Consider the following 22,424-nt stretch of genomic DNA (forward strand, 5'->3'; position numbering starts at 1 on the left):
ATGGACCTCCGAGAGATAGTAAAAAAACTTGACATAGTGGATGTAATCTCCTCTTACATAGACCTTGAGAGATGTGGTAGCAACTACAGGGCAAGGTGTCCCTTTCATCCAGACAACAATCCCTCTTTGTACGTATCTCCCTCAAAGGGTATATGGAAGTGCTTTGGTTGCGATGTGGGGGGCGATGCGGTAAAGTTTGTAGCACTCTACGAAAACCTGACCTATACGGAAGCCCTCTTAGAACTGGCAAAGAAGTACAAAATACCCGTCAAGCTGGAGCGCAAAAAAAAGGACGAAAACCTTTTGAACGCCATCAACCTGGTGGCGGAATACTACCACAGAAAGCTCAAAGAACATCCAAAGGTGATTGATTACCTCAAAGAGAGGGGTATATCAGAGAGGACTATAAAAAAGTTCAGGCTCGGATACTCGCCTTCCTCAGAGGAACTTTTGGACTTTTTGAGGGAAAACCAACTGTTATCCTTCTACGAGAAGACGGGCAACCTTTTAAAGATAGACGAAAAACATTACAAGGACCTCTTTGCGGGCAGGCTCATCATTCCCATAAGGGACCAAAGGGGAAACACCGTAGGCTTTGGTGGTAGAACTCTGACAGACGCGGGTCCCAAATACATAAACTCTCCCGAGACGGAGTTTTTCAAAAAAAGGGAAATTCTCTTTGGCTTTTATGAAGGGCTTGACTACATAAAGGAGAGGAAGAGGGCGATCCTTGTGGAGGGATACTTTGATGTGATGAGTATGCATCAGGAGGGCTTTCAGGAGACGGTGGCGGTGATGGGAACCTCCTTTGGACAAGAACACGCAAAGCTTCTGTCCGCCTATGTGCAGGAGGTGGTGCTACTGTTTGATGGAGACCAGGCGGGTAGGAGGGCAGTAAGGCAAACCGCACCCTACCTTTTAAGGGAAGGGCTAAAGGTAAAGGTCCTTTTGCTCCCAGAGGGAGAAGACCCAGACACCTACGTAAAAAAGTTTGCCAGTGAGCTAAGAAAATCCATAGAAAGCGCAGAGGAGATCTTTGATAGCCTTTTAAAGGAAAACAGCAAGCAGGCTTTAGAGGACTACCTTTATTTTTGTGCCTTTGTAAAGGACAAAGTCCGACAGATGGAACTTTTGAGTGCGCTCTCAAAGAAAACAAACCTACCAATGGCGGTTCTAAAGGAGAAGATAGGAGAGCATCTCTCCCGTCAGAAGAAATTAGAAAGCTCAAGGGAGGGACAAAAGCTAAGCTACCACGAAAGGGTATTCCTCTACGGGCTGTACATAGGGCTCGGTAGCGATGAGCTCTTAAAAAAGGTTAACCTCTCTCCCTACGCCATGGAGTTGGCAGAAGCCATAATCAGAGGAGACTATCACCTTATCCCGGAGGAGATTAAAAGACAGAGCTTTTATGACCCACAGAGAGCCTTTGAGGAGAGCCTAAAAAAGCTAACACCAGACCCAAGTGTGGAGGAGGATGTTAGTTTGGAAAAGATAAGAAGTAAGAAGGATCCTGTTAGGCTCAGAGGAATTAGGAATGCATAATTACTGCCTTCGGCTTTCCTTTGTGGGCACAAACTTTCACGGCTGGCAGGTGCAACCGGGCTTAAGGACGGTGCAGGGAGTTCTGGAGAGGGCTATTGGCGAGCTGTTTGGAAGGAGCATAAGACCGACGGGTTGTTGCAGGACGGATGCAGGCGTGCATGCCAAAGACTACATAGCAAACTTCAAAGCTTCAAAGTTCTTTCCCCCGGATAGTCTCTTGAAGGCACTAAACGCCCTCCTACCCGAGGATGTGGGAGTCTCTGAGGTGTGGCTGGCGGAAGAAAAATTCAACGCAAGGTATTCGGTAAAGGGCAAACTCTACGTATACAGGGTCTATCCTTCCCACGCGAGGAATCCCTTTTTGGAGCCCTTTCTCTGGAGGATACCTTATACTTTAGGACTTGAAGAGATGAAAAAAGCTTCTGGGCTATTTTTGGGTAGGCATGACTTTTCGGGCTTTGCCAAGCTGGAGGGAGATGAGGACCCCTTTGTGGAGATTGAAGAGTGCGAGGTGGTGGAAAATGAAGGCATAGTGGAGATAAGGGTGAGGGCAAAGAGATTTTTAAGATACATGGTAAGGCGCATAGCGGGTGCCCTTATATACTTGGGAATGGGCAAGCTTTCCTTAGAGGACATAAGGGAGTTTTTAAAGGGAAAAAAGTGCCCCTACACCGCCCAGGCAAAGGGCTTAACCTTGGAGAAGGTTTTTCTATGAAGGAGCTGTATTTTAAAAGGGCAAGACAGTTCTTCTTTGCCACTTTGGGCTTTGTTAGCCTTGTCTTCTTTGCGTGCCTTCCTTTGTATCCTTACTTTAAACTGCCTTTGCATCCCAACTTGGTCTTGGGTATGCTCGCCTTCAATCTGCTTTTGGGTGTGATCTTTATTTCCTTAGCCCTGTTTTTGCGTAAAAGGTTGTTCCCCATCAAAGTGGAAGAGCCCTACTGGAGCCAGAGGGCAACCGCCCGCTACTTTTGGCTCTACTTTTTGGTGGGTATTCCCTTTGCCTTCAGCTTTTTGGTTTTTATAGTCTTTGCGAGCCTTGCCCTTTTGATTGAAGGCTACCTGCTAACAGTTTCTGGTTTAATATTATTAAAACCAAGAGAGGAGGACCTAATATGACGAGGGAAGAGGTTATTCAAAAGCTTCTCCAAGAGGACAAGGAGTTTAGGTATCACTACGAAAAGCACCAGGAGCTTGACAAGCAAATAGACAAGTTAGAAAAGCATCATCCCATGACCCACGACTTGAAGATGGAACTGGAAAAACTCAAAAAGGAAAGGCTCTACCACAAGGATATGATGGAGTTGAAAATTCAGGAGTTTCTAAACAGCCAGAAGGTTTAAGTGCATTCGCCCGCAATGTGCCTTCCGCTGTCTAAGTTTATGATCTCACCGGTCATAGTTTCCACCCTTAGCAGATATTTTGTTAGCTCCACCACATCCTCCAAGGATACCTCCCTCTTTAAGGGCGTTTTTTGTATGTAAGCGTCCCACCTTTCTTGGGAAAAGTCAGGAGGCTTTAGGGTGGGACCCAAGGCTATGCCATTTACCAAAATGTGCGGTGCCAACTCCTTTGCCAGAACCTTTATGGCAGTATGCAGTGCCCCCTTGGCAAGGAAATAGGCAGAGTAGTTTTTGTAAGGAGTGGTGTTGGTAGCCCAATCGCCAAAGGCAACTATCCTTCCCTTGGGACTTTGGTCGTTCCTTTGCATATACTTGGCACATTCTTTAGTCAAAAACAAAAAGGCAGTGGCTATGGGCATAAGGTGGTTCATAAAATCCTCAAGGCTAAGGCTCTCCAAGGGAGTGGGATAGTAAGGGCTCGCCAGGTGCAAAAAGGCATCCACCCTTCCGAACCTCTCCACCGTCTGAGCCACCACCCTCTGGTAGGAGGAAAAGTCCGAAAGGTCAGCCTTTATTCCTTCCACCTCTCCGTATTTTTTTAATTCCTCCACCACCTCTTGGAAAGTGTGATAAACCACCGCCAATTGCCAACCTTCCTTCAAAAGTTCTTTGGCAATTTCAAAGCCCACACGCCTTGCACCGGTTATTAGGGCAACCTTTTGCATTTGGATTATAATTATAGACTAAGGCGCATAGCTCAGTAGGCAGAGCGCTGGCCCGACACGCCAGAGGTCGGCGGTTCGAGTCCGCCTGCGCCTATTTACCAATTTCCTAAAAGACTTCCAAAGCCCTCAAAGAAAGCCCTTATCAACTTTTCGGAGGGTTGCAACTGCACCACCGTGTAGCCATTCCTCCTTCCAACCCGCACACCCTCCCTTAACTCGGTGGGAAGTACAGAAAAGAGATGGCTGTTTATAACCGCAGAAAGACCGGGGAATTCCTCCATATGCTCCCTCTGCGTGCTGATAAGTAGGTCAAAGTTTCCATCTTCAACTACCTCCCCCTCAAGCTTTAAAACATACTCTTTTATAAGTTCCCTAAACTCGCCCTTTATGAGAACCCTTTTACCCTTCAGGGATTTGCCCCACTGGGATTTTCCCCCGGACTTTTCCAACAGCTTGACCTCCTCTATCACCATGCTATCGTCCAAGCCTTTGCACATATCATAGACCGTCAGAAGGGCTACAGATACCGCAGTGAGCGCCTCCATCTCATAGCCCGTTTTTGAGGTGCCAAGCACCAGGGAAAAGACCTCCAGATGGTCTTCGCCCAGCTTTACGTCAAGCTCCGCATGCTCCAAGGGAATGGGATGGCAGAAGGGTAAAAGCTCCCCAGTTCTTTTCACAGCCATCAAGCCAGCAATCTTGCAAGCACTCAACACATCCCCCTTGGGCACTGTGCCCTCCCTTATCTTTTTAACTGTTTCTTTCTTTAAGGAGATCCTGCCGTAAGCCCTTGCCAGCCTTAAAGTTATTGGCTTTAGGGATACATCCACTGTGCGCATCATCCCTTTAAAGTCCCCAGAGGTTTTAATCTTAACACAAGCTTGGCAATGCCCAAGCTATCCACTACCCTCACCACTTCAGACACGTCCTTGTAAGCCTGCGGGATCTCTTCTGCCACCGTTCCTTTGCCCCTTGCCACCACCACCAAGTCTCCAAGCACCTTTTCTAAGCCTTCTCTTCTCACAAACTCCTTTGCCTTGCTCCTGGACATGAGCCTGCCCGCACCGTGGCATGCGGTACCAAAGCTAATCTCCATGCTCCTGTCTTGTCCCACCAACAGGAAGGAGTACCTTCCCACATCACCGGGTATTAGCACGGGCTGACCCAGTTCTCTGTAGGCGGGTGGCACTTCAGGGTTGAAGGGAGGGAAAGCCCTTGTGGCACCCTTTCTATGAACCACCAGCTTTAAAACCTTTCCATCAATTTTGTGCTTTTCCAACTTGGCTATGTTGTGGGCTAAATCGTAAATAAGCCTGTAGCCCAGATCCTTCCAAGAGAGACCAAAGAATCGCCTTATGGTGTCTGCAGTCAAAAAGCCCAAGATCTGCCTGTTGGCAAAGGCATAATTGGCAGCACTGTTCATGGCGGAAAAGTACGCTTGCCCTTCGGGAGAGTTAAAGGGCATGCAGGCAAGTTGCATATCCGGTATGTCTATGTTGTATTTTTTAAGGGCGTCCTTTGCGACTTTTAGATAATCCACGCAGACCTGATGCCCAAAGCCCCTTGAACCTGAGTGCACCATAATGCAAACCTGACCAAGCTTTAAGCCCAGACGCTCCGCAATATCCTCATCGTAGATCTCATCTACTACTTGCACCTCTACAAAGTGATTACCCGAGCCCACTGTTCCGAGCTCGTCGGAGCCTCTTTCGTAGGCCTCCTTTGAAACCTTAGAAGGGTCCGCGTTCGGAAGGGCACCACCGCTCTCTATATGCTCCAGGTCCTCCAAAAAGCCAAAGCCCTGCTCCACCGCCCAACGGGCACCCTTCACCGCCACCTCTTCCATCTGAGACTTGGTCAGCTTTATCTTTCCTGTGGAACCCACGCCCGCGGGCACGTTCTTGAGTATTTCGTTCATAAGTTCCCTTCTAACCGGGTAGACCATATCCGCGGTAAGGTTTGTAGCTATGAGCCTCACTCCGCAGTTTATATCGTAGCCCACCGAGCCAGGGCTGATTATACCCTCCTCAGGGTCTGTTGCCATCACACCACCAACGGGAAAGCCATAACCCACATGCACATCGGGCATCACATATATGGCCTTTTTCACTCCCGGCAAGGTGGCTGCGTTCGCCGCCTGTCTTATAGCATCCTCCTCCAAGATTTCAAAGAGCCTGTCGCTGAGATAGAAATAGACGGGCACCTTTTGCCCTTGAATCGTGTTCTCCGGCAGTTTGTAAACAAAAGGCTGAACCTGAACAAGCTGTTCCTTCAGTCCCATGGTAAAATTAAAATTTATGCTTTTAAAAGAGTATAACCCATACCTTGAATACAAGAACGGAGAACTTTTCTTAGAAGGAGTATCCCTAAAAGAATTAGCCAAGGAGTATGGCACTCCTCTTTATGTTTACAGTGCCTCTTACATAAGAGACCGCATTAGGGCTTACAAAGAAGCCTTTCCCAATGCCCTAATATGCTACGCAGTCAAGGCAAACTTTAACCCGCACATTGTGGCACTTACAAAGGAAGAGGGAGCTGGTGCGGACGTGGTTTCTGGGGGAGAGTTGTACTGCGCCCTAAAGGCAGGTGTGGAGCCCTCCAAGATAGTCTATGCGGGCGTGGGAAAAACTTTGCAGGAGATCACCTTTGCGGTGGAGAAGGACATTCTCATGTTCAATGTGGAATCCCACATGGAGCTTGATGTTTTAAACGAAGTGGGCGAGAGGTTAGGCAAAAAGGTAAGGGTTGCCATAAGGGTAAATCCAGACGTGGACCCAAGGACCCATCCTTACATCTCCACGGGCATGAAAAAAAGCAAGTTTGGCATAGACATAAAGCAGGCAAAGGAAGAGTACAGGTATGCAAGAAGCTTGAAAAACTTGGAGGTGGTGGGAATACACTGTCACATCGGTTCTCAAATTCTGGATGTTTCTCCTTACATAGAGGCGGTTGAAAAGGTGGTAGGGTTGTATGAAGAGTTAATAAAGGATGGCTTTGACATTAAATACATAGACCTTGGGGGTGGTTTGGGCATAAAGTATCAGCCAGACCAGGCAAACCCAGAACCCGAGGACTTGGCAAAGGCGATCATGCCAAGCTTAAGGGGCGTCCAAGCTAAGCTTATTTTGGAACCAGGAAGGTCTATAGTGGGAAACGCAGGCATACTCCTAACTCAAGTGCAGTTTTTAAAGGATAAAGGGCACAAGCACTTTGTGATCGTGGATGCGGGTATGAACGACCTTATAAGACCAGCCATATACTCCGCCTATCATCACATCGTGCCGGTGGTGGAAAGGGACGTGAAATACATAAAGACCGATGTGGTGGGTCCTATCTGCGAAACGGGAGACTTCTTAGCCTTGGACAGGGAAATTCCCTATGTGGAGAGGGGAGATTACTTGGCAGTGCTCTCTGCCGGGGCTTACGGTTTTGCCATGTCTTCCCACTACAACGCGAGACCCAAGGCGTGCGAGCTGTTGGTGGAAAAAGGAAAGGTAAAGGTAATAAGAAGGCGGGAAACCTACGAGGATATATTCAACGCATGCTTTTCCTGACCCTTTAACTTTTATCATTCCAAAGCCCTCAAAGCCTCAAAAAACTTTCCTACATCCTCTTGTTTCATCTTTTCTTTAACAGTGGGCAGTGGCTTATTTCTTCTTATGAGATATCTGTAGTTTGAATAGATAACGCAGGCTTTGTGGTAGTACTCAGAAAGTTCAGGGAAAGAATCTTTAAGTTTTTCCCAATCCACCTGGTCGTTGAAAACGATCTCGTAGGGCAAAAGGTTTCTGCCCGCCCTACTGTTTAAAAGCTCTTCTATGCTCGCTTTGTCTTTGTGGTATAGCTTTTTTAGCTTGAGTTCTATGATGTGATCGGTTGTAGAGTGTGGCATTTCTTATAAATATAGGCAAGTCTTTAGCCCATCACATGGAATTTCTGACTATGCTAATAAAAAGCTTTTGCAAATAGGATTAAAATAAAAAGTAATGAGTGGCAACGAGATTAGAGAGCTGTTTTTGAGTTTTTTTGAAAGCAAGGGGCATACAAGGGTAAAAAGCGCCTCCCTTGTCCCTGAATCGGACCCAACCCTTTTATTTACCAACGCAGGAATGGTACCCTTTAAGAACGTGTTCTTGGGGCTGGAAAAGAGACCTTATAAGAGGGCGGTTTCTTGTCAGAAGTGTTTGCGGGTGTCCGGCAAGCACAACGACTTGGAAAGCGTGGGCTATACCTCAAGGCACCACACCTTCTTTGAGATGCTGGGCAACTTTTCCTTTGGGGATTACTTCAAAAGGGAAGCCATACTCTACGCATGGGAGTTCGTGACGGAGTATCTAAAGCTCCCAAAGGAAAAGCTCTATGTTAGCGTCTTTAGGGATGACGAAGAAGCTTATAGAATTTGGAACGAGGAGGTGGGGCTTCCCTCCGAAAGAATATGGAGGCTTGGGGAAGAGGACAACTTCTGGCAGATGGGGGACACTGGTCCTTGCGGACCTTCTTCGGAGATCTATGTGGATAGAGGGGAGGAGTATGGAGAGGAGAGGTTTTTAGAGATATGGAACTTGGTTTTTATGCAGTACAACAGGGATGAAAAGGGTAATTTGACACCTCTTCCCAATCCCAACATAGACACGGGTATGGGGTTGGAGAGGATTGCGAGCGTCCTGCAAGGGACAAAAACAAACTTTGAGATAGACCTTATAAAACCTTTGATAGATTTCGGACAAGAAATCAGCGGTAAGACCTACGGGGAAAACTTTGAGGACACCGTTGCCATGCGGGTTATCGCAGACCACCTTAGGGCTATTACCTTTGCCATCTCCGATGGCGTTCTGCCCTCCAACACCGCAAGGGGATACGTGATCAGAAGGATCCTCAGAAGGGCCCTGAGGTTTGGATACAAGCTGGGAATAAGGGAACCTTTCCTTTACAAAGGCGTAGATGTGGTGGTAGAAGTTATGAAGGATGCCTATCCGGAGCTTCTTCAGACAAGGGCTTTTGTAAAGGGAGTAGTTAAGGCAGAAGAGGAGAGGTTCTTACACACCTTTAGAAACAGCATGCCTGTGGTTGAGGAGTTTATAAACACCGCTTTAGAAGAAGGAAGACGCTTTTTGAAAGGTGAAGAGGTCTTTAAACTCTACGACACCTACGGCTTTCCCTTGGACCTTTTGGAGGAAATAGCCAAGGAAAAAGGTTTGAGCCTTGATATGGAAGGCTTTGAAAGAGAGATGGAAATTCAGAGGGAAAGGGCAAGGCAGAACTTCAAAATTCAGACCAAAGAGGTCCAACCTATATACCAGCACCTCAAAAACATAGGAAGGACCTCCACCTTTGTGGGTTATGAGCAGTATGTAGCCCAATCAAAGGTCATTGCCCTTTTGAAAAATGGTGAGCTTGTTTCTGAACTGAAGGAGGGAGAAGAGGGAGAAGTATTTTTAGACATAACGCCCTTTTATGCGGAAAGGGGTGGACAGATAGGAGACACGGGCACTATTGAGTCTGTGGATGGTCTCTTTGTGGTAGATGACACCCAATCGCCTGTGGATGGCGTCATAAGCCACAAAGGAAAGGTGGTTAAAGGAACCATTAAGGTGGGAGACCAAGTGATCGCAAGCATTGACCGGGAGAGAAGGGAGGACATAAAGAGAAACCACACCGCCACACACCTTCTGCATTCAGCCCTTAGGCTTGTGCTTGGAGAACACGTAAGACAGGCGGGTTCTTTGGTGGCGGACAAATACCTGCGGTTTGACTTTACCCACTTTCAGGCTTTGAGTGTGGATGAGCTAAAGAGGGTTGAAGAGCTGGTCAATGAACAGATAAGAAAGAATGAGCCTGTGATTGTAGAAGAAAAGGATTACAGAGAAGCCATAAAGGAGGGTGCAATAGCTATCTTTGAGGAAAAATACGGAGAAAGGGTAAGGGTGCTGAGCGTGGGGGACTTTTCAAAGGAGCTGTGCGGTGGCACCCACGTGTCAAGGACCGGAGAAATAGGCTACTTTAAGATCATCTCCGAATCTTCCATAGGTGCGGGTCTGAGGCGGATCGTGGCAAAAACGGGAAGATGGGCGGTGGAAGAGGCATTTTTGGAATCCTTGACCCTAAAGCAGGTAGCGCAGAGCTTGGGCGTCAGCACAGAGGAGGTGTTGGAAGGTCTCTCCAAACTCCAAGAAAGAGTAAAGGAGTTAGAAAGGGAACTGCAAAGGGTAAAGTCTGAATCTGCAAGAAAGCAAGCAAAGGAAAGGATAAAGGAAGAGGGCTTTGGGGAATACACACTCTTTTATGGAGTTTTGGAGGATGTGGAGGGAGACCTTCTCCGAGAGCTGGCAGATCAGTTCAGGCAAGGAAGAACAAAAACGGTTGTCTTTTTGGCAAGCAAGAGGGAAGGAAAGCTCTCTACCCTCATTGCCCTCTCCAAGGACTTGGTGGGTAGCCTTTCTGCCAAAGAACTTATAAAAGAGGTAGGAAAGGTCCTTGGTGGTGGAGGCGGAGGTAGGGATGACTTGGCACAGGGTGGAGGCACAAAGCCGGAGAACTTTGAAAAGGCTTTGGAGCTTTTAAAGGAGAAGTTAAGATGAAAATCCTACTGGTAGAAAGCAACCTCATACTGGCAAGCAGAGTCAAAAACTCCCTCAGTGGCTACGATGTGCGAGTGGGCAAGGATTGGCGGGGAGTGGTGGATGCCCAAAGCCTGCTATGGGAAAACACCGAAAAGGAAAGGTAAAGATAGAGCATCATCTTCTGGAGGGATTGGAGGAGTACTTAAAAAAGCTCTCTAGTTTTAGCTCAGTAAAGTCTATAATTCCCGGCAGGATTGCCCGGCAGAACAAGGGCATAGGCTCCAAGGGTCTGTTTTTGAAGTACGAAACACCCACCGGCTATAAGCTTTTATACAAAAACGGCACCTCCGTGCAGGAAATTTTTGTAGTTTGCGATAGGGAAAAGTTTTTGGAGGAGTTCAAAGCCACCTTTTTCAATCCTTAAACTTTCCTTCAAAGGTCCTTATACGTTCCAAGAGCTCCTTCTTGCCGTCAAAAAAGATTGCCACATACTGGGCTAATCTCTCTCCAAGGCGTCTGCAGGCTTCTTTTTCCTCCTCGGAGCGAGGCTCTCCAGCCACAACCGCACCGTAGTGCAGTGTGAATTTTTTACCCACATAGTCCGTTACTCCAAAGACCAAAAAGCCAAAGTTCATAAGAACTGTCAAAATAGACATACAAGCAACTTCGTTTCCTCCACCCCATCCACCGGAAGAGGAAAAGGCACAGGCTATTTTCCCATCAATCTCGCCCCAAAGTTCTCCTAACTCCTCGTCAAAGAACTTCTTAAGCTTCCAAGAGATTATTCCCATGTGGGTAGGAGAACCCACCGCCAACCCATCCGCCCAAAGCACATCCTCCCTTGTAGCATCATCCACCTTTTTGATCCTCACCTCAATACCTTCTACCCTTTTTGCACCCTCTGCCACAAGGTATGCCATCTTTTCCGTGTTCCCCGTTCTTGAATCATAAAGCACCAACACTTTACCCATAGCAGAACCTCCTAAATAGTTATTTTAACCACAGATTCTATGTGATAGGTTTGAGGGAAGTTATCCACCAAATGCACACCCTCTATTTTATATCCACCGGAGGTTAAAACCTTTAGGTCCCTTGCCAAGGTGGTGGGATTGCAAGATATGTATATGATCCTTTTGGGCTTGTTTTGGACGATGAGCTTTGCCTCGCCCTCCGAGAGCCCCTCCCTTGGAGGGTCCAGAACCAAAAGGTCTATGACCTCTCCCGCATGGTTTTTAAGGGTGTCTATAGCCTTCTCGTGGGCAAAAGAGACATTTGAAACTTGGTTTAGCTTGGCGTTGTAGATGGCATCCTTGACCGCACTCTGATTGGCATCGGAGCCAAAAAGAAACTCGCAATGTTCCGAGAGCCAAAAGCTGAAAAAACCCACACCGCTATGAAGCTCAAGAATCCTCTTTACCTTCTCTCCCTCCGCCACCAATTTGGGAAAATCCTCATAGAGGGTATGATTTACCTGAAAGAAGGAATCGTTGCTAACTCTGAGGATAAACCTCCCGCTCCTAACAAAGGTAAATTCCCTTCCCACCACCGCCCTTTTGATGAACCTTCCACCGAGCAGAGTGTAGTTGCCAAGCCCTACCACCTCTTTGGGCAGGATGTGTTCTTTTAGCTTTCTCAGTTTTTGAGTCTCCATAGGGCTTATGGTTATGAGCTTTAGAAGAAATTCGTCTTCATGAGGTGAGTAAAAAACATGGACTTCCTGAAGTTCCTTTATCAATCTTGCAGTTTCTTTCAAGGAGGGTATCAGCTGATTGATCCTTGGATGTGCCAAAAGGCACTCTTCAATGGGCACCAGTTCTCCACTGCCCCAAGCAAAGAAGCCCAGATGTCCCTCCCTTATCTTAAACTGAACCCTCGTTCTGTAGCCAAACTCCTCCTTTGAGCCAAGGATACCGTTAACAGAGTCCAGTTTTATCTTTCCTATTCTCTCTAAGGATTCTAAGAGTATGTCCGCCTTTGCTCTAAGCTGTTCTTGATACTCTATATGCTGCCACTGACAGCCACCGCAGTGGGTGTAATATTTGCAGGGAGGCGTTCTTCTCCATTGGGAGCCTATCTTTACGGTCTTTACCACTGCCTCCGTGTAGTCCTTCTTTTCCTTTAGAACTTCCACCTCCACCAGTTCCTTTGGTGCGGCGTACCTGATGAAGAACTTTTTACCCTTATCCTCCCCAAGTCCATATCCACCATACACGAGCTTTTTTACAAACAGGTCTAAACCCATATTAGCTTAGTTGGGAGAGCTTTTTGAAATCCTCTTCCGACATCACATCAATATACCATCCCGTTATTCGGTTCGCCAGTTTTACATTGACGCCCCTTTTTCCTATGGCAGAGGAGAGCTTTTCCTTTGGCACAGCCACCTCAACCCTCTTTTGGTTTGGGTCAATTCTTATATCCACCACAGGGGCTGGTGCAAGGCTCTTCTTCACAAGCTCCTCTATGTTGTCGGTGTATTTTATTATGTCTATCCTCTCTCCCGAGAGCTCTTGAGTTACGGGTGCGATTTTGGAACCTCGTAATCCTACCACCAATCCCACTGGGTCTATGCGTGGGTCCTTAGCCTTTACCAACACCTTTGCCCTCTCGCCGGGTTCCCGGGCAATGTTTAAAACCTCCACCTCTCCCTCTTTTATCTCAGGAATTTCCGCCTCCAAAAGCTTTCTCAAAAAGTTAGGGTGGGTTCTGGAGAGGATTATCTCGTAAGTTCCTCTTTTTCTGATAACCTTCAAAAGCAGTGCCTTTATTCGGTCTCCTGGCTTGTAGCTCTCCTTGGGTATTTGTTCCCTCTTAGGAAGGATCGCCATAACCTTTCCAAGGTCCACCACCAAATCGCCGTTTTCCAAAACCCTACGCACAATACCTATTACAATCTCACCTTCCAGCTCAATAAACTCTAAGTATCTTCTCTCTTCGTCTGCCCTTTCAAGCTCCCTCAGAAATTCTTCCTTTGCAGCGTACGCTGCGATACGGTCTAACTCCTCCGGAACAATATCCAAGGGAAACTTTTCTCCCTTTCTAACCTGATAAACCTTTATGCCGTCCTCTGTGAGCTCTACTTCTAAATTGTTCTTTATTTTTCTGTCCTTTTTTATGGCTAAAACTATTGAATTTTTAAGGGCTTTTTCCACAAGCCACTCGGGTAGATTTTTATCCTTCGCCACCTGTTCAATGAGTTTTTTTAGATTTCTCACCATTTTTCTATCTCCAAGTTCGCCCTTGCTATTATTGAAAGAGGAATATGTAGCAGTTCTTCAGTCCCTTTATCCTTAAGCACCAGCACATCATCCTTTACGTCTTCTATTCTTCCAATAAGCTCCCTTCTGTTTTGAATGGGCTCCCTTAGAACAACCCTAACGAGCCTACCCTTAAAAAAGCTAAAGTGCTCTGCCTTTGTTAGCTCCCGGGTAAGCCCCGGAGAGGAAACCTCAAGCATGTAAGAGACGGGAATAATGTCCTCCACATCCAAAAGGGCGGAAATCCTCTTGCTGATCTCTTCACAATCTCCCACTGTAATTCCCCCTTCCTTATCCACTATTATCCTCAAAACCCACCCCCTCTCAGGTTTAAACTCCACATCAAAAAGCTTATATCCCATCTTGCTAACAATGGGCAAAACCATCTCCTTTACCCTCTGGACTATAGCTTTATCGTCCAACTGCATGGAATTATTATCCTACAAAAAAAAGCACCTTGTCAATCTCTCAACTCCACAATTTCAACTCCACACGGTACATTAGGAACATTCCTGCTGTGGAAATTCGTGCTTGGTTAAAGCCCCTTTCAACTCCACACGGTACATTAGGAACTTATTTGCAAGAGGCTTACAACGATGTTCAAAGAGAGTCTTTCAACTCCACACGGTACATTAGGAACGCGTATACTTGCCACTTATATGGATGACCCTTTAACAACTTTCAACTCCACACGGTACATTAGGAACAAGGAGACCGCTGGGATACGCTCGCTTGGCAGTTCTACTTTCAACTCCACACGGTACATTAGGAACATACTCAACCCAAGCCATCCCACACCCTCAAACAACCACTTTCAACTCCACACGGTACATTAGGAACATCTCAAAATAGCTAAGAACCTAAACCAACGGAATACTTTCAACTCCACACGGTACATTAGGAACGAATTTCAAACTTTGATGTCAAGGCTACAAGATGCGCTTTCAACTCCACACGGTACATTAGGAACGCAGTAAGAACCGCTTCTTGAAATTGAGACACAATCTCAACTTTCAACTCCACACGGTACATTAGGAACCCAAACGACCACATTAACTAAGATAAGACATATCAATAATTTTGTCAAGAGGGTACCCCTTTCAAATGAAGCTAATTTTCCGAAATCCGAGATCATACAAAGTTGAGTATGTTATTGTCAAATTTAAATCCCTGTCTCCCAACACTTTCCGCCACTGACCATAATTACGGTATTACGGCATTACATAATTACGGCTTTACGGTGATACTGCCTCCCAAAAAGCCTGAAAATAAAAACCTTAACCCTCTCAAAATTGAAACAGCCACCGAAAGGGCACACTAACCCATATTCAGTTGCCAAGTTGAACAAGGGTCCCAAGTGGAACCCTCTACTTCCCTTAAAAGGTATGTAGCATTATAACACAACTTTTTACACAGAAAAAGGGTGTCCTTGATATTTATCATACTCGCCTCTTCGCCAAGCTTATTAAAATTGAAATCAAATCTCAATATAGGAGGTTGAAATGAGGGTAGTTGTGCTTGGAGGACACGACAGGCTAAAGGCAAGGGTAGAACAGATTGCAAAGAAATATAACATCAGCCTTAAGTTCATAAATCAAGAGACCCAGCAGAACATAGACAGTGCTTTGGCTTGTGCAGATTGGGTGATCGTTTTTACCTCTATGAGTGGGCATAATATGGTAAAGCTCGCCAAAAGGTATGCAAAGGAAAGGTGCATTTTTTGCCACTCTCACGGAGTTTGTGCTTTAGAAAGGTGCATCTTGAAAATTCTGAAGGAGAAGGGCTAAATTAAACTTAAAAAATGGAGGATTTTGTGGTTATTGGCAAGATTGCAGACACCTACGGGTTGAATCAGGAGCTAAAGGTGCTCGCATACCTTCCTCCAAAGGAGTGGAAGAGGATAAAGAAAGTCTATTTCAAAAAAAGGGGAGGAGATTATGTGCCCTTTGAGTTGGAAAAGCTCAGACCACATGGAGAAAAGTGGGTGCTTATAAAGTTAAAGGCTGTGCAAAGTCAGGAGGATGCTACCCGTTTTTTGGGTGCGAAGGTCTTTTTGCCAAAGGAGAACCTTCCCAAGAGAAAGAAGGATGAATACTACTTTTTCGAACTGGAGGGTTTAGAGGTAAGAAGTCAAGAAGGGAAAGTATTGGGAAGGGTTGATAGGCTGTCCTCAGATAAAGACAGGGTATATTTGGAGATAAACGATGGAAAGGTAATCATTCCCTTTATCAAGGAGTTTGTCTTAGAGGTCAAACCGGAGGAGGGCTACTTGGTAATCAACAGCCTTTTGGAAGAGCTCTTTTAGTGAGCTGTAGTTTTGCAGAGTATGTTATAATTCATACATGTTCCCACACATTACCCTATGTGGATTTTGTATGGGCGGATAGCTAAATCCATTAGGGAAGGTTCAGATGGAGGAGAAGCTTAAAAAGTACTACAGGGATATAGACATCCTTGAACTTAAAGCTTTGGTGGAGAGAAAGTTAGAAAAAACTCCTCCCACCATGGAGCATGTTAGAAACCTCATCCTTGATGTTAAGCTGTTGCTAAGGATTCTTCTGGACGAAGATTTTCCTCTGAAAGAAGACGCAAGGAAAGATATGATATCCGCACTTCTATACTTTGTGGAACCAAGGGATTCAATCCCGGATTTCATCCCTATCATAGGTCTGTGGGACGACTACAAGCTCGTTAGGTATGTGAAGGAAAAGCATAAGGGAGAGATAGACAGATACTTTGAGAGCACTCCCTTCTTCGTAGCCAACTACTTCTGATGGCTAGGTTTATTATCGTTCGGTTGGTTCAGGGTTTTTTAACACTGCTTGGGGTAACCTTTATTTCCTTTTTGATCATAAAGCTCTCGCCCACGGACCCCTTTGCCCAGCTAAAGCTAAACCCTCAGGTATCACCCCAGACCATAGAGCTTCTCAGAAAACAGTATGGCTTAGACCAGCCTTTGCTTATTCAATATCTCAAGTGGCTAAAGTCTGCCTTGGTCTTTGACCTTGGCATCTCCCTCCAGTACAACGCACCCGTGTTAGACCTAATAAAGGAGAGAATCGGAAACACCCTCCTTCTGACGGTTCCCTCTGCCTTGTTGTCTTGGCTTTTGGCGGTTCCCTTGGGCTTTTTGGCGGGCATGAAAGAGGGAAGCCTGACAGACAAAGCCATAAGGCTCTTTTCCTACGTTTTTATGTCCTTTCCATCCTTTTTCTTAGCCTTTTTGCTGTTGCTGTTTTTGTCCAAAAGTGGCTTTTTCCAGTTGGGTGGATGGCAAAGTTTGGTGGTGGGCGTAGTCACGCTGACTTTGATATCCTCCGCGGGGCTTATAAGGCTCATGAGAAGCTCCGTCATAGAGGTTTTAAACTCTCCCATGGTGCAACTTCTCAGGTCCAAAGGGCTCAAGGGTTGGGCTTTTACAAGGCATATCTTAAAGAATGCTATGAACCCTTTTACTACGCTGATAGGCTACGAGATAGCGGGACTTCTTTCGGGTGCTGCGCTGGTGGAGATCATCGTGGGCTGGCCTGGGCTTGGCTCTTTGATGCTTGATGCGGTGCTTTCTACGGACCTCTTTTTGGTGATGGGTGGGCTGTACATTGGTACTATAATGCTACTTATAGGGAACCTTTTGGCGGACTTACTGCTGGCGTACATTGACCCAAGGGTCAGAGAAAAAGAAATTATTAAGTAAGGAGGTTTTGCCATGGCAAAGAAGGTAGCCATTTTGTTGGCTGAGGGCTTTGAAGAAGTGGAAGCGGTTGCACCCATTGATGTGCTAAGAAGGGGTGGAGTAGAGGTGATTATCGCAGGGCTAACAAAGGATCCCGTTCCAAGTGCCAGAAATGTAAAGATCGTGCCCGATGTTAGCGTGGATGAGTTAAACCCAGACGAACTTGATATGGTGATACTTCCGGGTGGTGCGGGCGGAGTGGAAAAGCTAAAGCATGACCCAAGGGTAGAAAGGCTTGTGAAGGCAATGGAGGAGAAGGGCAAGTACATCTCCGCCATATGCGCCGCACCCACCGCCCTGGCAAAGTTTGGAATTTTGGAGGGTAAGAAGGCAACCGTCTATCCTACCCTTGTGGAGGAAATAAAGCCAGCAGTCTTTGTAGATATGCCTGTGGTGGAGGATGAAAGAGTTATAACCAGTCAGGGACCGGGCACCGCCCTAGAGTTTGGTCTAAAGCTCTTGGAAAAGCTGGAAGGCAAAGAGAAGGCAAGGGAAGTAGCCAAGAGAATGCTTGTAAAGTATGATTGAAGTAAGACTCAGACCCGGAGTAGAAAAGAAGATAAAGGCGTACTTTCAGTGGGTCTATAACTTAGAGATTGAAGAAATAAAAGGTAGTCCAGAGCCGGGAGACCTGGTAAAGGTGCTAGACTCAAAAAAGAAATTTTTAGGCTACGGATACATAAACCCAAACACCAAGATAATGGTCAGATTTCTCTCTTTCAAAGAAGATGAAGTGCCGAGCAAGGAACTCATAAAAGAACGAATAAAGTCTGCCCTTGAGTACAGGAAACGGCTTCACCTGAAAAGCAACGCCTACCGGCTTGTCCATTCGGAGGGAGACTTTCTGCCGGGGCTCATAGTGGATGTCTATGACGAGTACGCGGTGATGGAGGTCACCACCTATGGCATGTGGAAACTGACCGATTGGGTTAAAGAAGCCCTCGTGGAGGTTCTACAGCCAAAGGGTATATACCTGCGGGTGAGCAATTACGCCATGAACATAGAGGGCTTTTCTGCGGAGGAGGGTGTACTTTATGGAGAGGTGCCCGAACGCATAAAGATATGGGAGGAGGATCTGGAGTTCTTTGTGGATGTGATAAAGGGACAAAAGACGGGCTTTTACTTGGACCAAAGAAGGGCAAGAAAGATGATAAGGGACTTGGTGAAACCCGGAGATGTTTGTTTGGATGTATTTTGTCATACGGGTGGCTTTGCCCTAAGCATGAAAAAGAAGGGTGCCAGCAAGGTGATCGCGGTGGACCTTTCCGAAAGGGCCTTAAACTTGGCAAAGGAGAACGCCAAGCTAAATCAGATTGATAGCATCGAGTGGGTGGAGGACAATGCCTTTCACTTTTTGAGAAAGCTCCAAAAGGCTGGAGAAAAGTTTGACGTGGTTGTCATAGACCCACCGTCCTTTGCCCGGACAAGGGCTACGGTGGAAAACGCCATGAGAGGCTACAAGGAACTCTGCATTAGAGGGCTCCAGATCACCAAGCCGGGAGGATACCTTGCCATATACTCCTGCTCCTTCCATATTCAAAGGGAACATCTTTTATCTGTTATATTGGAAGCCTGCAAGGATGTTAAAAAGCAGGTGCGGGTGGTGGGTGAAAGCTTTCAGGACTTAGACCATCCTTGGATCCTCCAGATGCCAAACACACTGTACTTAAAAGGCATCTACCTGGAGGTCCTCTGAAAGAAAAACCTCAATAGCCCTCTTGGGCTCGCCGTCAAAGATAATCTCACCATCTTTCAAAACCAAAGCCCTTTGGCAGGCTAGTATGTTAGAAAAGCGGTGGGCTACCACAATGAAGGTGGTATCGGGAAATTTTTCAAAGAGATTTTTCAGCACAAAGCTTTCCGTTTGGGCATCCAGGGCGGAGGTTGCCTCATCCAAAAGGAGGACTTCGGGCTTTTTCAAAAAGAGCCTTGCCAACGCCAGCCTTTGGCTTTCTCCACCCGAGAGCATACGACTTTCCTTATCCACTACCTCATCAAGGCTTTCCACAAAGTGGCACGCGGAGAGACGGAGGGCTTCCCACATCTCCTCCTCCGTTGCGTTGGGATTGGCAATAAGGAGGTTCTCCCTGACCGTTCCCGAAAGGACAAAGCTCTCCTGAGAAAGATAGGCGATCTTAGAACGCAGTGTGCTAAGGTTAATTTCCCTGAGCTCTTTCTCATCGTAATAGACTTGTCCCTCGTAGGGCACAAAACCGCAGAGAACCCTAAGCAGTGTGCTCTTGCCACTGCCCGTGCTACCCATCACCGCCACCCTCTCCCCCTTTCTTATGGAAAAACTAACTCCCTTTAAAATATCCCTCCCATCAATAGATACGCTTAGCCTTTGGACGTTTATACCCTCTTTCAGACCAACAAACTCCACTCCCTTTTCCATCTCCTCCTCAAGTTCTAACACTTGCCTGAGCCTTTGGACTACCGGCAGACCTGCCTTTACCTCCACTATTCCCTTTTGGGTTTCCACCAATGGCATTTGAATTAGCATAAGGGCGGTAAGGTAAGACAGGAGCTCCCCAAAGGTCAAACTTCCCTCAAGGACCTTTAAACCACCGTAAAACAAAAGAAGGGCGGTTGCCAAATAGCCCACGCTATAGTTAAAAGCGGAGTTAAAAGATGAATACAATGCCATCCTCAACCCTGCCCTGTAGGCTTTTTCGTTTATGTCTCTGAACCAACCAAAGAGTAATTCTTGGGCGGGCAAGGTCTTTATGCTTTCATAACCTCTAAACACATCCCCAAGCTTGTTCACGAGCTTTTCCAAAGATTCTTGGGACCTCCTGAGATGTTTTCCCTTTTTTCTTCCAAAGTACTCCACCGAGAGGGCTATAATGGGCAAAAGTGCAAGCAAGGTGAGGGTCAGCTTCCAATCCCTGTATAAGAGCACACCAAAGAGCAAAAGGACAGTAGCCGGGTCCCTAACCAGCTTTACCACAGAGGAGCCTATTAGGTCCCTGTAGAGCTTTAGGTCCGAAAGAACTCGCGTGGTGTATTCTGCGAGGGAGTAGCCCCTTACAGACAAAAAGGAGGACCTCAGAAGCTTTTCAAAAACCAGCCTTCTTAATTCCTTTGCCTCCTTTTCTGCGTAGGCGTTGGTATAGTAAGACACGAGGAAGCTTCCTAACTGCTGAGCAAGGGCAAGCCCAAGAAGAAGAAGGGTCCCAAAGGTCAATCCCTCCCAGCTTCGTAGTAGCATACCCTCATCCACCAACTTCTTTACCATAAGACTTATGCCCGCAGTGCTAACCGATTCCAAAAGCACCCCAAAGAGGGCTAAGAGTATGTAAAGATAATAGTTCCTCAGCCGTTTAACTACCCAAATCAAATGTTCCATTCAATCAGTTATCATAGCACATAAAGGCTTAGAATATTCACTTATGGCCCTTAAAGATTACTATCAGATTTTGGGCGTAGATAGAAACGCAAGCAAAGAGGAAATCAAAAAAGCCTACAGAAGGCTTGCAAAGGAGTGGCATCCGGACGTTAACCCGGACCCCAAGGCGGAGGAAAAGTTCAAAGAGATTAACGAAGCGTACTATGTCCTTTCGGACGAAGAAAAGAGACGGCAGTATGACCAACTGCTGAAAAGTGGAGATGAAAAGGGCTACAGGGATTTTATGGAGTATATACAGGAATTTTTGGAGAGCATCTGGCAGGGTATGAGAAGAACACCAAAGCCAAAGAGGGGACAAGACATAAGACTCCGGCTTGAGCTTAGCCTGGAGGAGGCATACCTCGGCACTGAAAAGCTCGTAGAGTACGAAAGATGGATAGATTGTCCTCAATGTGGTGCCAAGGGTTATGTGGGTGAGTTGGTAAAGGAGCCCTGTTCAGCCTGCGAGGGAACGGGTAGGAGGGTAAGCGGAATCTTTAGCTTTCCAAGACCGTGTTCTGTATGCAAAGGTAGGGGCTACATAGTAAAAAATCCCTGTCCCGTCTGTGCAGGCAGGGGTAGGGTAGCCAAGCACAGCACCGTTAAGGTAAACATCCCACCGGGCACTGACGAAGGGGATGTTCTAAAGGTGATAGGCATGGGACATCAAGGAGAAAGGGGCGGAGAACCCGGAGATCTTTATCTGAGAATCTCCCTAAAACCCCATCCCATCTTTAAAAAGGTGGGCAAGGATTTACACACAGAAAAGCTAATATCCTTCCCTCTGGCGGTTTTGGGCGGAACCACCAAAATAAAAACCCTCAAGGGTGAAGAATTGGAGATTTTCATTCAACCGGGAACCGAGTGCGGTTCCACTAAAACCATTCCCGGTATGGGCTTTTCTGCAGAAGGAAACCTTGTTATCACCTTCCGCATTGAGGTACCAAAAAACCCAAGCGGAAAGCTAAAGAAACTTTTAACAGAACTGGCAAAGGAGTTAAAGGAGGAGGGCGTAGAAAAGCCCCCCACTTTGCTTGACAACCTTAAGAAACTACTTTCCTAACTCTCTCTTTACTTCCTCTGCGATCTTTATAAACTTTTCCATCTCCTCTATGTGTTGATCCCTCAGGGTGATCATGGCATCCTCGTGCCCTGCCATACCGCACATGGCTATGGTAAAGCAGTCCGTTTCCGCCCTTATGATCTTTAATGCTACGTTAGCATAGTGGCAATGCACACCCACAAATATGCAGGCTTTGATTTTGTTGTGCCATATGGTAAGGTTGGGATGGTTAGGGTTGATCTCCACCGCAGGATCAATCTTCGGATACTTGGGCCTGTAATCATACATGGGAATGATCTTGGCGTTTAGCACCTCTGCCATCTTTCTAACCAGCTTTGCCTTTTCCTTTGCCTCTTCGTTCCACGCATACAAAACCTGAGGACCTGGGAATATGGTAGCGTTTGGCAGGGTAAGCATAGCCTTTGCCGCTTCCCTCATAGCGATTTCTTCATCTACTATCTCGTTGAACATGAGGGCTTTACCTGGTGGTGGATTGAGCACACCCTCATAAACCGCCACTGGGTATGGTGAAAATCCTGAAGGACCTAAAGTCGCCATAATTTACCTCCTAAGGTGTTTTATTTGCCCGCATGGACCTCTGGCATAACCATACGGATGGCATTACGCTTTAAAAGGGTACTACAGACATAAACGCATAGAGCACAGCCCTTACACCGCTCCGTATTGACATAAGCATGGTGCTCTTCGTCCGAATACATCAGGGTGTTAGGCTCTGGGCAGAAAAGGGTGCACTGCTTACAGTTATACTTTGAACACTCCTCGTTTATAACCTCTGCCACATAGTACATTTACTGC

At 46.6% G+C, this 22,424-nt stretch carries 26 protein-coding genes, 1 tRNA gene and 1 CRISPR repeat array; of the genes, 16 read left to right on the forward strand and 11 right to left on the reverse strand.

Annotated elements, in window-relative coordinates; translation table 11 throughout:
• From dnaG to THERU_RS07415, 4 genes are read left to right on the forward strand one after another with little or no spacing between them, the layout of a single operon-like run.
• A complete protein-coding gene (gene dnaG, locus THERU_RS07400; protein WP_025306639.1) occupies positions 1–1,542 on the forward strand; it encodes a DNA primase in 1,542 nt (513 codons plus the stop codon).
• The gene (truA, locus tag THERU_RS07405; protein ID WP_025306640.1) at positions 1,535–2,257 is read left to right on the forward strand and encodes a tRNA pseudouridine(38-40) synthase TruA; all 723 of its coding nucleotides are present in this window, start codon (positions 1,535–1,537) and stop codon (positions 2,255–2,257) included. Before dnaG ends, truA begins: the two co-directional genes overlap by 8 nt.
• Positions 2,254–2,661, forward strand: coding sequence for a hypothetical protein (locus tag THERU_RS07410; RefSeq protein WP_025306641.1), 408 nt, complete (start codon positions 2,254–2,256; stop codon positions 2,659–2,661). Before truA ends, THERU_RS07410 begins: the two co-directional genes overlap by 4 nt.
• Entirely contained in the window at positions 2,658–2,885 is a 228-nt protein-coding gene (locus tag THERU_RS07415) for a DUF465 domain-containing protein (RefSeq protein ID WP_025306642.1), read from the forward strand. Before THERU_RS07410 ends, THERU_RS07415 begins: the two co-directional genes overlap by 4 nt.
• Here THERU_RS07415 and THERU_RS07420 read toward each other — a convergent pair.
• Positions 2,882–3,610 (reverse strand): SDR family oxidoreductase, encoded by a 729-nt coding sequence (locus tag THERU_RS07420; RefSeq protein WP_025306643.1) that lies wholly within the window; start codon positions 3,608–3,610, stop codon positions 2,882–2,884. The genes THERU_RS07415 and THERU_RS07420 overlap by 4 nt on opposite strands.
• A 21-nt stretch (positions 3,611–3,631) precedes the next feature.
• On the opposite strand from THERU_RS07420, the gene THERU_RS07425 reads away from it, so the two are divergent.
• A tRNA-Val gene (locus THERU_RS07425) sits at positions 3,632–3,704 on the forward strand.
• 1 nt (position 3,705) lies between these two features.
• On the opposite strand, the gene moaC is transcribed toward THERU_RS07425, so the two are convergent.
• Positions 3,706–4,452, reverse strand: coding sequence for a cyclic pyranopterin monophosphate synthase MoaC (gene moaC / locus THERU_RS07430; RefSeq protein WP_245565818.1), 747 nt, complete (start codon positions 4,450–4,452; stop codon positions 3,706–3,708).
• Positions 4,449–5,891 carry an RtcB family protein gene (locus tag THERU_RS07435; RefSeq protein ID WP_025306645.1) on the reverse strand — a complete coding sequence of 481 codons (1,443 nt, stop codon included), beginning with the start codon at positions 5,889–5,891 and terminating at the stop codon, positions 4,449–4,451. Before THERU_RS07435 ends, moaC begins: the two co-directional genes overlap by 4 nt.
• Positions 5,892–5,907: 16 nt before the next feature.
• On the opposite strand from THERU_RS07435, the gene lysA reads away from it, so the two are divergent.
• A complete protein-coding gene (gene lysA / locus THERU_RS07440; RefSeq protein ID WP_038532517.1) occupies positions 5,908–7,164 on the forward strand; it encodes a diaminopimelate decarboxylase in 1,257 nt (418 codons plus the stop codon).
• A 14-nt stretch (positions 7,165–7,178) separates the two neighbouring features.
• On the opposite strand, the gene THERU_RS07445 is transcribed toward lysA, so the two are convergent.
• On the reverse strand, positions 7,179–7,502 hold the full coding sequence (locus tag THERU_RS07445) for a hypothetical protein (protein ID WP_025306647.1): 324 nt from the start codon (positions 7,500–7,502) through the stop codon (positions 7,179–7,181).
• A gap of 94 nt (positions 7,503–7,596) precedes the next feature.
• Here THERU_RS07445 and alaS point away from each other — a divergent pair, with 94 nt between their 5' ends.
• The 3 genes from alaS to THERU_RS07455 are packed head-to-tail and all read left to right on the forward strand — an operon-like array spanning position 7,597 to position 10,594.
• Positions 7,597–10,188: an alanine--tRNA ligase gene (gene alaS / locus THERU_RS07450; RefSeq protein WP_025306648.1), complete on the forward strand. Its 2,592-nt coding sequence runs from the start codon at positions 7,597–7,599 to the stop codon at positions 10,186–10,188.
• Positions 10,185–10,334 (forward strand): hypothetical protein, encoded by a 150-nt coding sequence (locus THERU_RS08585; RefSeq protein ID WP_156916207.1) that lies wholly within the window; start codon positions 10,185–10,187, stop codon positions 10,332–10,334. The genes alaS and THERU_RS08585 overlap by 4 nt, the downstream gene beginning before the upstream one ends.
• On the forward strand, positions 10,307–10,594 hold the full coding sequence (locus tag THERU_RS07455; RefSeq protein WP_025306649.1) for a DUF2103 domain-containing protein: 288 nt from the start codon (positions 10,307–10,309) through the stop codon (positions 10,592–10,594). Before THERU_RS08585 ends, THERU_RS07455 begins: the two co-directional genes overlap by 28 nt.
• Here the strand turns inward: THERU_RS07455 and THERU_RS07460 are convergent.
• Genes THERU_RS07460 through THERU_RS07475 form a run of 4 tightly spaced genes read right to left on the reverse strand, consistent with a single transcriptional unit; the run spans position 10,584 to position 13,852 of the window.
• Positions 10,584–11,141 (reverse strand): flavodoxin family protein, encoded by a 558-nt coding sequence (locus tag THERU_RS07460; protein WP_025306650.1) that lies wholly within the window; start codon positions 11,139–11,141, stop codon positions 10,584–10,586. The two genes, THERU_RS07455 and THERU_RS07460, sit on opposite strands and share 11 nt — an antisense overlap.
• 11 nt (positions 11,142–11,152) lie before the next feature.
• Entirely contained in the window at positions 11,153–12,412 is a 1,260-nt protein-coding gene (gene rlmD, locus THERU_RS07465; protein ID WP_025306651.1) for a 23S rRNA (uracil(1939)-C(5))-methyltransferase RlmD, read from the reverse strand.
• A gap of 1 nt (position 12,413) precedes the next feature.
• A complete protein-coding gene (gene nusA, locus THERU_RS07470) occupies positions 12,414–13,385 on the reverse strand; it encodes a transcription termination factor NusA (RefSeq protein ID WP_025306652.1) in 972 nt (323 codons plus the stop codon).
• Positions 13,379–13,852, reverse strand: coding sequence for a ribosome maturation factor RimP (locus THERU_RS07475; RefSeq protein WP_025306653.1), 474 nt, complete (start codon positions 13,850–13,852; stop codon positions 13,379–13,381). Before THERU_RS07475 ends, nusA begins: the two co-directional genes overlap by 7 nt.
• Positions 13,853–13,903: 51 nt before the next feature.
• Positions 13,904–14,463: direct repeats of the CRISPR family, unit length 29 nt; unit sequence CTTTCAACTCCACACGGTACATTAGGAAC.
• Between the two features lie 463 nt (positions 14,464–14,926).
• On the opposite strand from THERU_RS07475, the gene THERU_RS07480 reads away from it, so the two are divergent.
• The 6 genes from THERU_RS07480 to THERU_RS07505 all read left to right on the forward strand — a co-directional run bounded on the left by THERU_RS07480 (position 14,927) and on the right by THERU_RS07505 (position 18,853).
• Complete coding sequence (locus THERU_RS07480; protein ID WP_025306654.1) at positions 14,927–15,211, forward strand: DUF2325 domain-containing protein; 285 nt, start codon at positions 14,927–14,929, stop codon at positions 15,209–15,211.
• 14 nt (positions 15,212–15,225) lie between these two features.
• The gene (rimM, locus tag THERU_RS07485) at positions 15,226–15,729 is read left to right on the forward strand and encodes a ribosome maturation factor RimM (RefSeq protein ID WP_025306655.1); all 504 of its coding nucleotides are present in this window, start codon (positions 15,226–15,228) and stop codon (positions 15,727–15,729) included.
• Between the two features lie 106 nt (positions 15,730–15,835).
• Positions 15,836–16,198: a DUF1232 domain-containing protein gene (locus THERU_RS07490; RefSeq protein WP_025306656.1), complete on the forward strand. Its 363-nt coding sequence runs from the start codon at positions 15,836–15,838 to the stop codon at positions 16,196–16,198.
• Positions 16,198–17,118 carry an ABC transporter permease gene (locus THERU_RS07495; RefSeq protein ID WP_025306657.1) on the forward strand — a complete coding sequence of 307 codons (921 nt, stop codon included), beginning with the start codon at positions 16,198–16,200 and terminating at the stop codon, positions 17,116–17,118. The genes THERU_RS07490 and THERU_RS07495 overlap by 1 nt, the downstream gene beginning before the upstream one ends.
• Positions 17,119–17,130: 12 nt before the next feature.
• Positions 17,131–17,685 (forward strand): DJ-1 family glyoxalase III, encoded by a 555-nt coding sequence (locus THERU_RS07500; RefSeq protein ID WP_025306658.1) that lies wholly within the window; start codon positions 17,131–17,133, stop codon positions 17,683–17,685.
• Positions 17,678–18,853, forward strand: a complete 1,176-nt coding sequence (locus THERU_RS07505) for a class I SAM-dependent rRNA methyltransferase (RefSeq protein ID WP_025306659.1) — start codon at positions 17,678–17,680, stop codon at positions 18,851–18,853. The genes THERU_RS07500 and THERU_RS07505 overlap by 8 nt, the downstream gene beginning before the upstream one ends.
• Here THERU_RS07505 and THERU_RS07510 read toward each other — a convergent pair.
• The gene (locus THERU_RS07510) at positions 18,824–20,506 is read right to left on the reverse strand and encodes an ABC transporter ATP-binding protein (RefSeq protein WP_025306660.1); all 1,683 of its coding nucleotides are present in this window, start codon (positions 20,504–20,506) and stop codon (positions 18,824–18,826) included. The two genes, THERU_RS07505 and THERU_RS07510, sit on opposite strands and share 30 nt — an antisense overlap.
• 43 nt (positions 20,507–20,549) lie before the next feature.
• Here THERU_RS07510 and THERU_RS07515 point away from each other — a divergent pair, with 43 nt between their 5' ends.
• Positions 20,550–21,608 (forward strand): J domain-containing protein, encoded by a 1,059-nt coding sequence (locus tag THERU_RS07515; RefSeq protein WP_025306661.1) that lies wholly within the window; start codon positions 20,550–20,552, stop codon positions 21,606–21,608.
• Here THERU_RS07515 and THERU_RS07520 read toward each other — a convergent pair.
• The gene (locus THERU_RS07520; RefSeq protein ID WP_025306662.1) at positions 21,597–22,166 is read right to left on the reverse strand and encodes a carbon monoxide dehydrogenase beta subunit family protein; all 570 of its coding nucleotides are present in this window, start codon (positions 22,164–22,166) and stop codon (positions 21,597–21,599) included. The two genes, THERU_RS07515 and THERU_RS07520, sit on opposite strands and share 12 nt — an antisense overlap.
• Before the next feature lie 20 nt (positions 22,167–22,186).
• A complete protein-coding gene (locus THERU_RS07525) occupies positions 22,187–22,417 on the reverse strand; it encodes a 4Fe-4S dicluster-binding protein (protein ID WP_025306663.1) in 231 nt (76 codons plus the stop codon).
• Between the last annotated feature and the right edge of the window lie 7 nt (positions 22,418–22,424).

Origin of the sequence: Thermocrinis ruber (assembly GCF_000512735.1) — a bacterium.
GTDB classification, from domain to species: domain Bacteria; phylum Aquificota; class Aquificia; order Aquificales; family Aquificaceae; genus Thermocrinis; species Thermocrinis ruber.

Excerpts from the sequence above, each read along its gene's own strand:
- dnaG (WP_025306639.1), top strand. The coding sequence starts at position 1 with ATGGACCTCCGAGAGATAGTAAAAAAACTTGACATAGTGGATGTAATC.
- THERU_RS07500 (WP_025306658.1), top strand. The coding sequence starts at position 17,131 with ATGGCAAAGAAGGTAGCCATTTTGTTGGCTGAGGGCTTTGAAGAAGTG.
- THERU_RS07415 (WP_025306642.1), top strand. The coding sequence starts at position 2,658 with ATGACGAGGGAAGAGGTTATTCAAAAGCTTCTCCAAGAGGACAAGGAG.
- THERU_RS07475 (WP_025306653.1), bottom strand. The coding sequence starts at position 13,852 with ATGCAGTTGGACGATAAAGCTATAGTCCAGAGGGTAAAGGAGATGGTT.
- moaC (WP_245565818.1), bottom strand. The coding sequence starts at position 4,452 with ATGATGCGCACAGTGGATGTATCCCTAAAGCCAATAACTTTAAGGCTG.
- rlmD (WP_025306651.1), bottom strand. The coding sequence starts at position 12,412 with ATGGGTTTAGACCTGTTTGTAAAAAAGCTCGTGTATGGTGGATATGGA.
- THERU_RS07515 (WP_025306661.1), top strand. The coding sequence starts at position 20,550 with ATGGCCCTTAAAGATTACTATCAGATTTTGGGCGTAGATAGAAACGCA.
- nusA (WP_025306652.1), bottom strand. The coding sequence starts at position 13,385 with ATGGTGAGAAATCTAAAAAAACTCATTGAACAGGTGGCGAAGGATAAA.
- THERU_RS07435 (WP_025306645.1), bottom strand. The coding sequence starts at position 5,891 with ATGGGACTGAAGGAACAGCTTGTTCAGGTTCAGCCTTTTGTTTACAAA.
- truA (WP_025306640.1), top strand. The coding sequence starts at position 1,535 with ATGCATAATTACTGCCTTCGGCTTTCCTTTGTGGGCACAAACTTTCAC.
- THERU_RS07490 (WP_025306656.1), top strand. The coding sequence starts at position 15,836 with ATGGAGGAGAAGCTTAAAAAGTACTACAGGGATATAGACATCCTTGAA.
- THERU_RS07520 (WP_025306662.1), bottom strand. The coding sequence starts at position 22,166 with ATGGCGACTTTAGGTCCTTCAGGATTTTCACCATACCCAGTGGCGGTT.
- THERU_RS07505 (WP_025306659.1), top strand. The coding sequence starts at position 17,678 with ATGATTGAAGTAAGACTCAGACCCGGAGTAGAAAAGAAGATAAAGGCG.
- THERU_RS07510 (WP_025306660.1), bottom strand. The coding sequence starts at position 20,506 with ATGGAACATTTGATTTGGGTAGTTAAACGGCTGAGGAACTATTATCTT.
- lysA (WP_038532517.1), top strand. The coding sequence starts at position 5,908 with ATGCTTTTAAAAGAGTATAACCCATACCTTGAATACAAGAACGGAGAA.
- THERU_RS07410 (WP_025306641.1), top strand. The coding sequence starts at position 2,254 with ATGAAGGAGCTGTATTTTAAAAGGGCAAGACAGTTCTTCTTTGCCACT.
- THERU_RS07455 (WP_025306649.1), top strand. The coding sequence starts at position 10,307 with ATGGGAAAACACCGAAAAGGAAAGGTAAAGATAGAGCATCATCTTCTG.
- THERU_RS07495 (WP_025306657.1), top strand. The coding sequence starts at position 16,198 with ATGGCTAGGTTTATTATCGTTCGGTTGGTTCAGGGTTTTTTAACACTG.
- THERU_RS07525 (WP_025306663.1), bottom strand. The coding sequence starts at position 22,417 with ATGTACTATGTGGCAGAGGTTATAAACGAGGAGTGTTCAAAGTATAAC.
- THERU_RS07445 (WP_025306647.1), bottom strand. The coding sequence starts at position 7,502 with ATGCCACACTCTACAACCGATCACATCATAGAACTCAAGCTAAAAAAG.
- THERU_RS08585 (WP_156916207.1), top strand. The coding sequence starts at position 10,185 with ATGAAAATCCTACTGGTAGAAAGCAACCTCATACTGGCAAGCAGAGTC.
- THERU_RS07460 (WP_025306650.1), bottom strand. The coding sequence starts at position 11,141 with ATGGGTAAAGTGTTGGTGCTTTATGATTCAAGAACGGGGAACACGGAA.
- alaS (WP_025306648.1), top strand. The coding sequence starts at position 7,597 with ATGAGTGGCAACGAGATTAGAGAGCTGTTTTTGAGTTTTTTTGAAAGC.
- THERU_RS07480 (WP_025306654.1), top strand. The coding sequence starts at position 14,927 with ATGAGGGTAGTTGTGCTTGGAGGACACGACAGGCTAAAGGCAAGGGTA.
- THERU_RS07420 (WP_025306643.1), bottom strand. The coding sequence starts at position 3,610 with ATGCAAAAGGTTGCCCTAATAACCGGTGCAAGGCGTGTGGGCTTTGAA.
- rimM (WP_025306655.1), top strand. The coding sequence starts at position 15,226 with ATGGAGGATTTTGTGGTTATTGGCAAGATTGCAGACACCTACGGGTTG.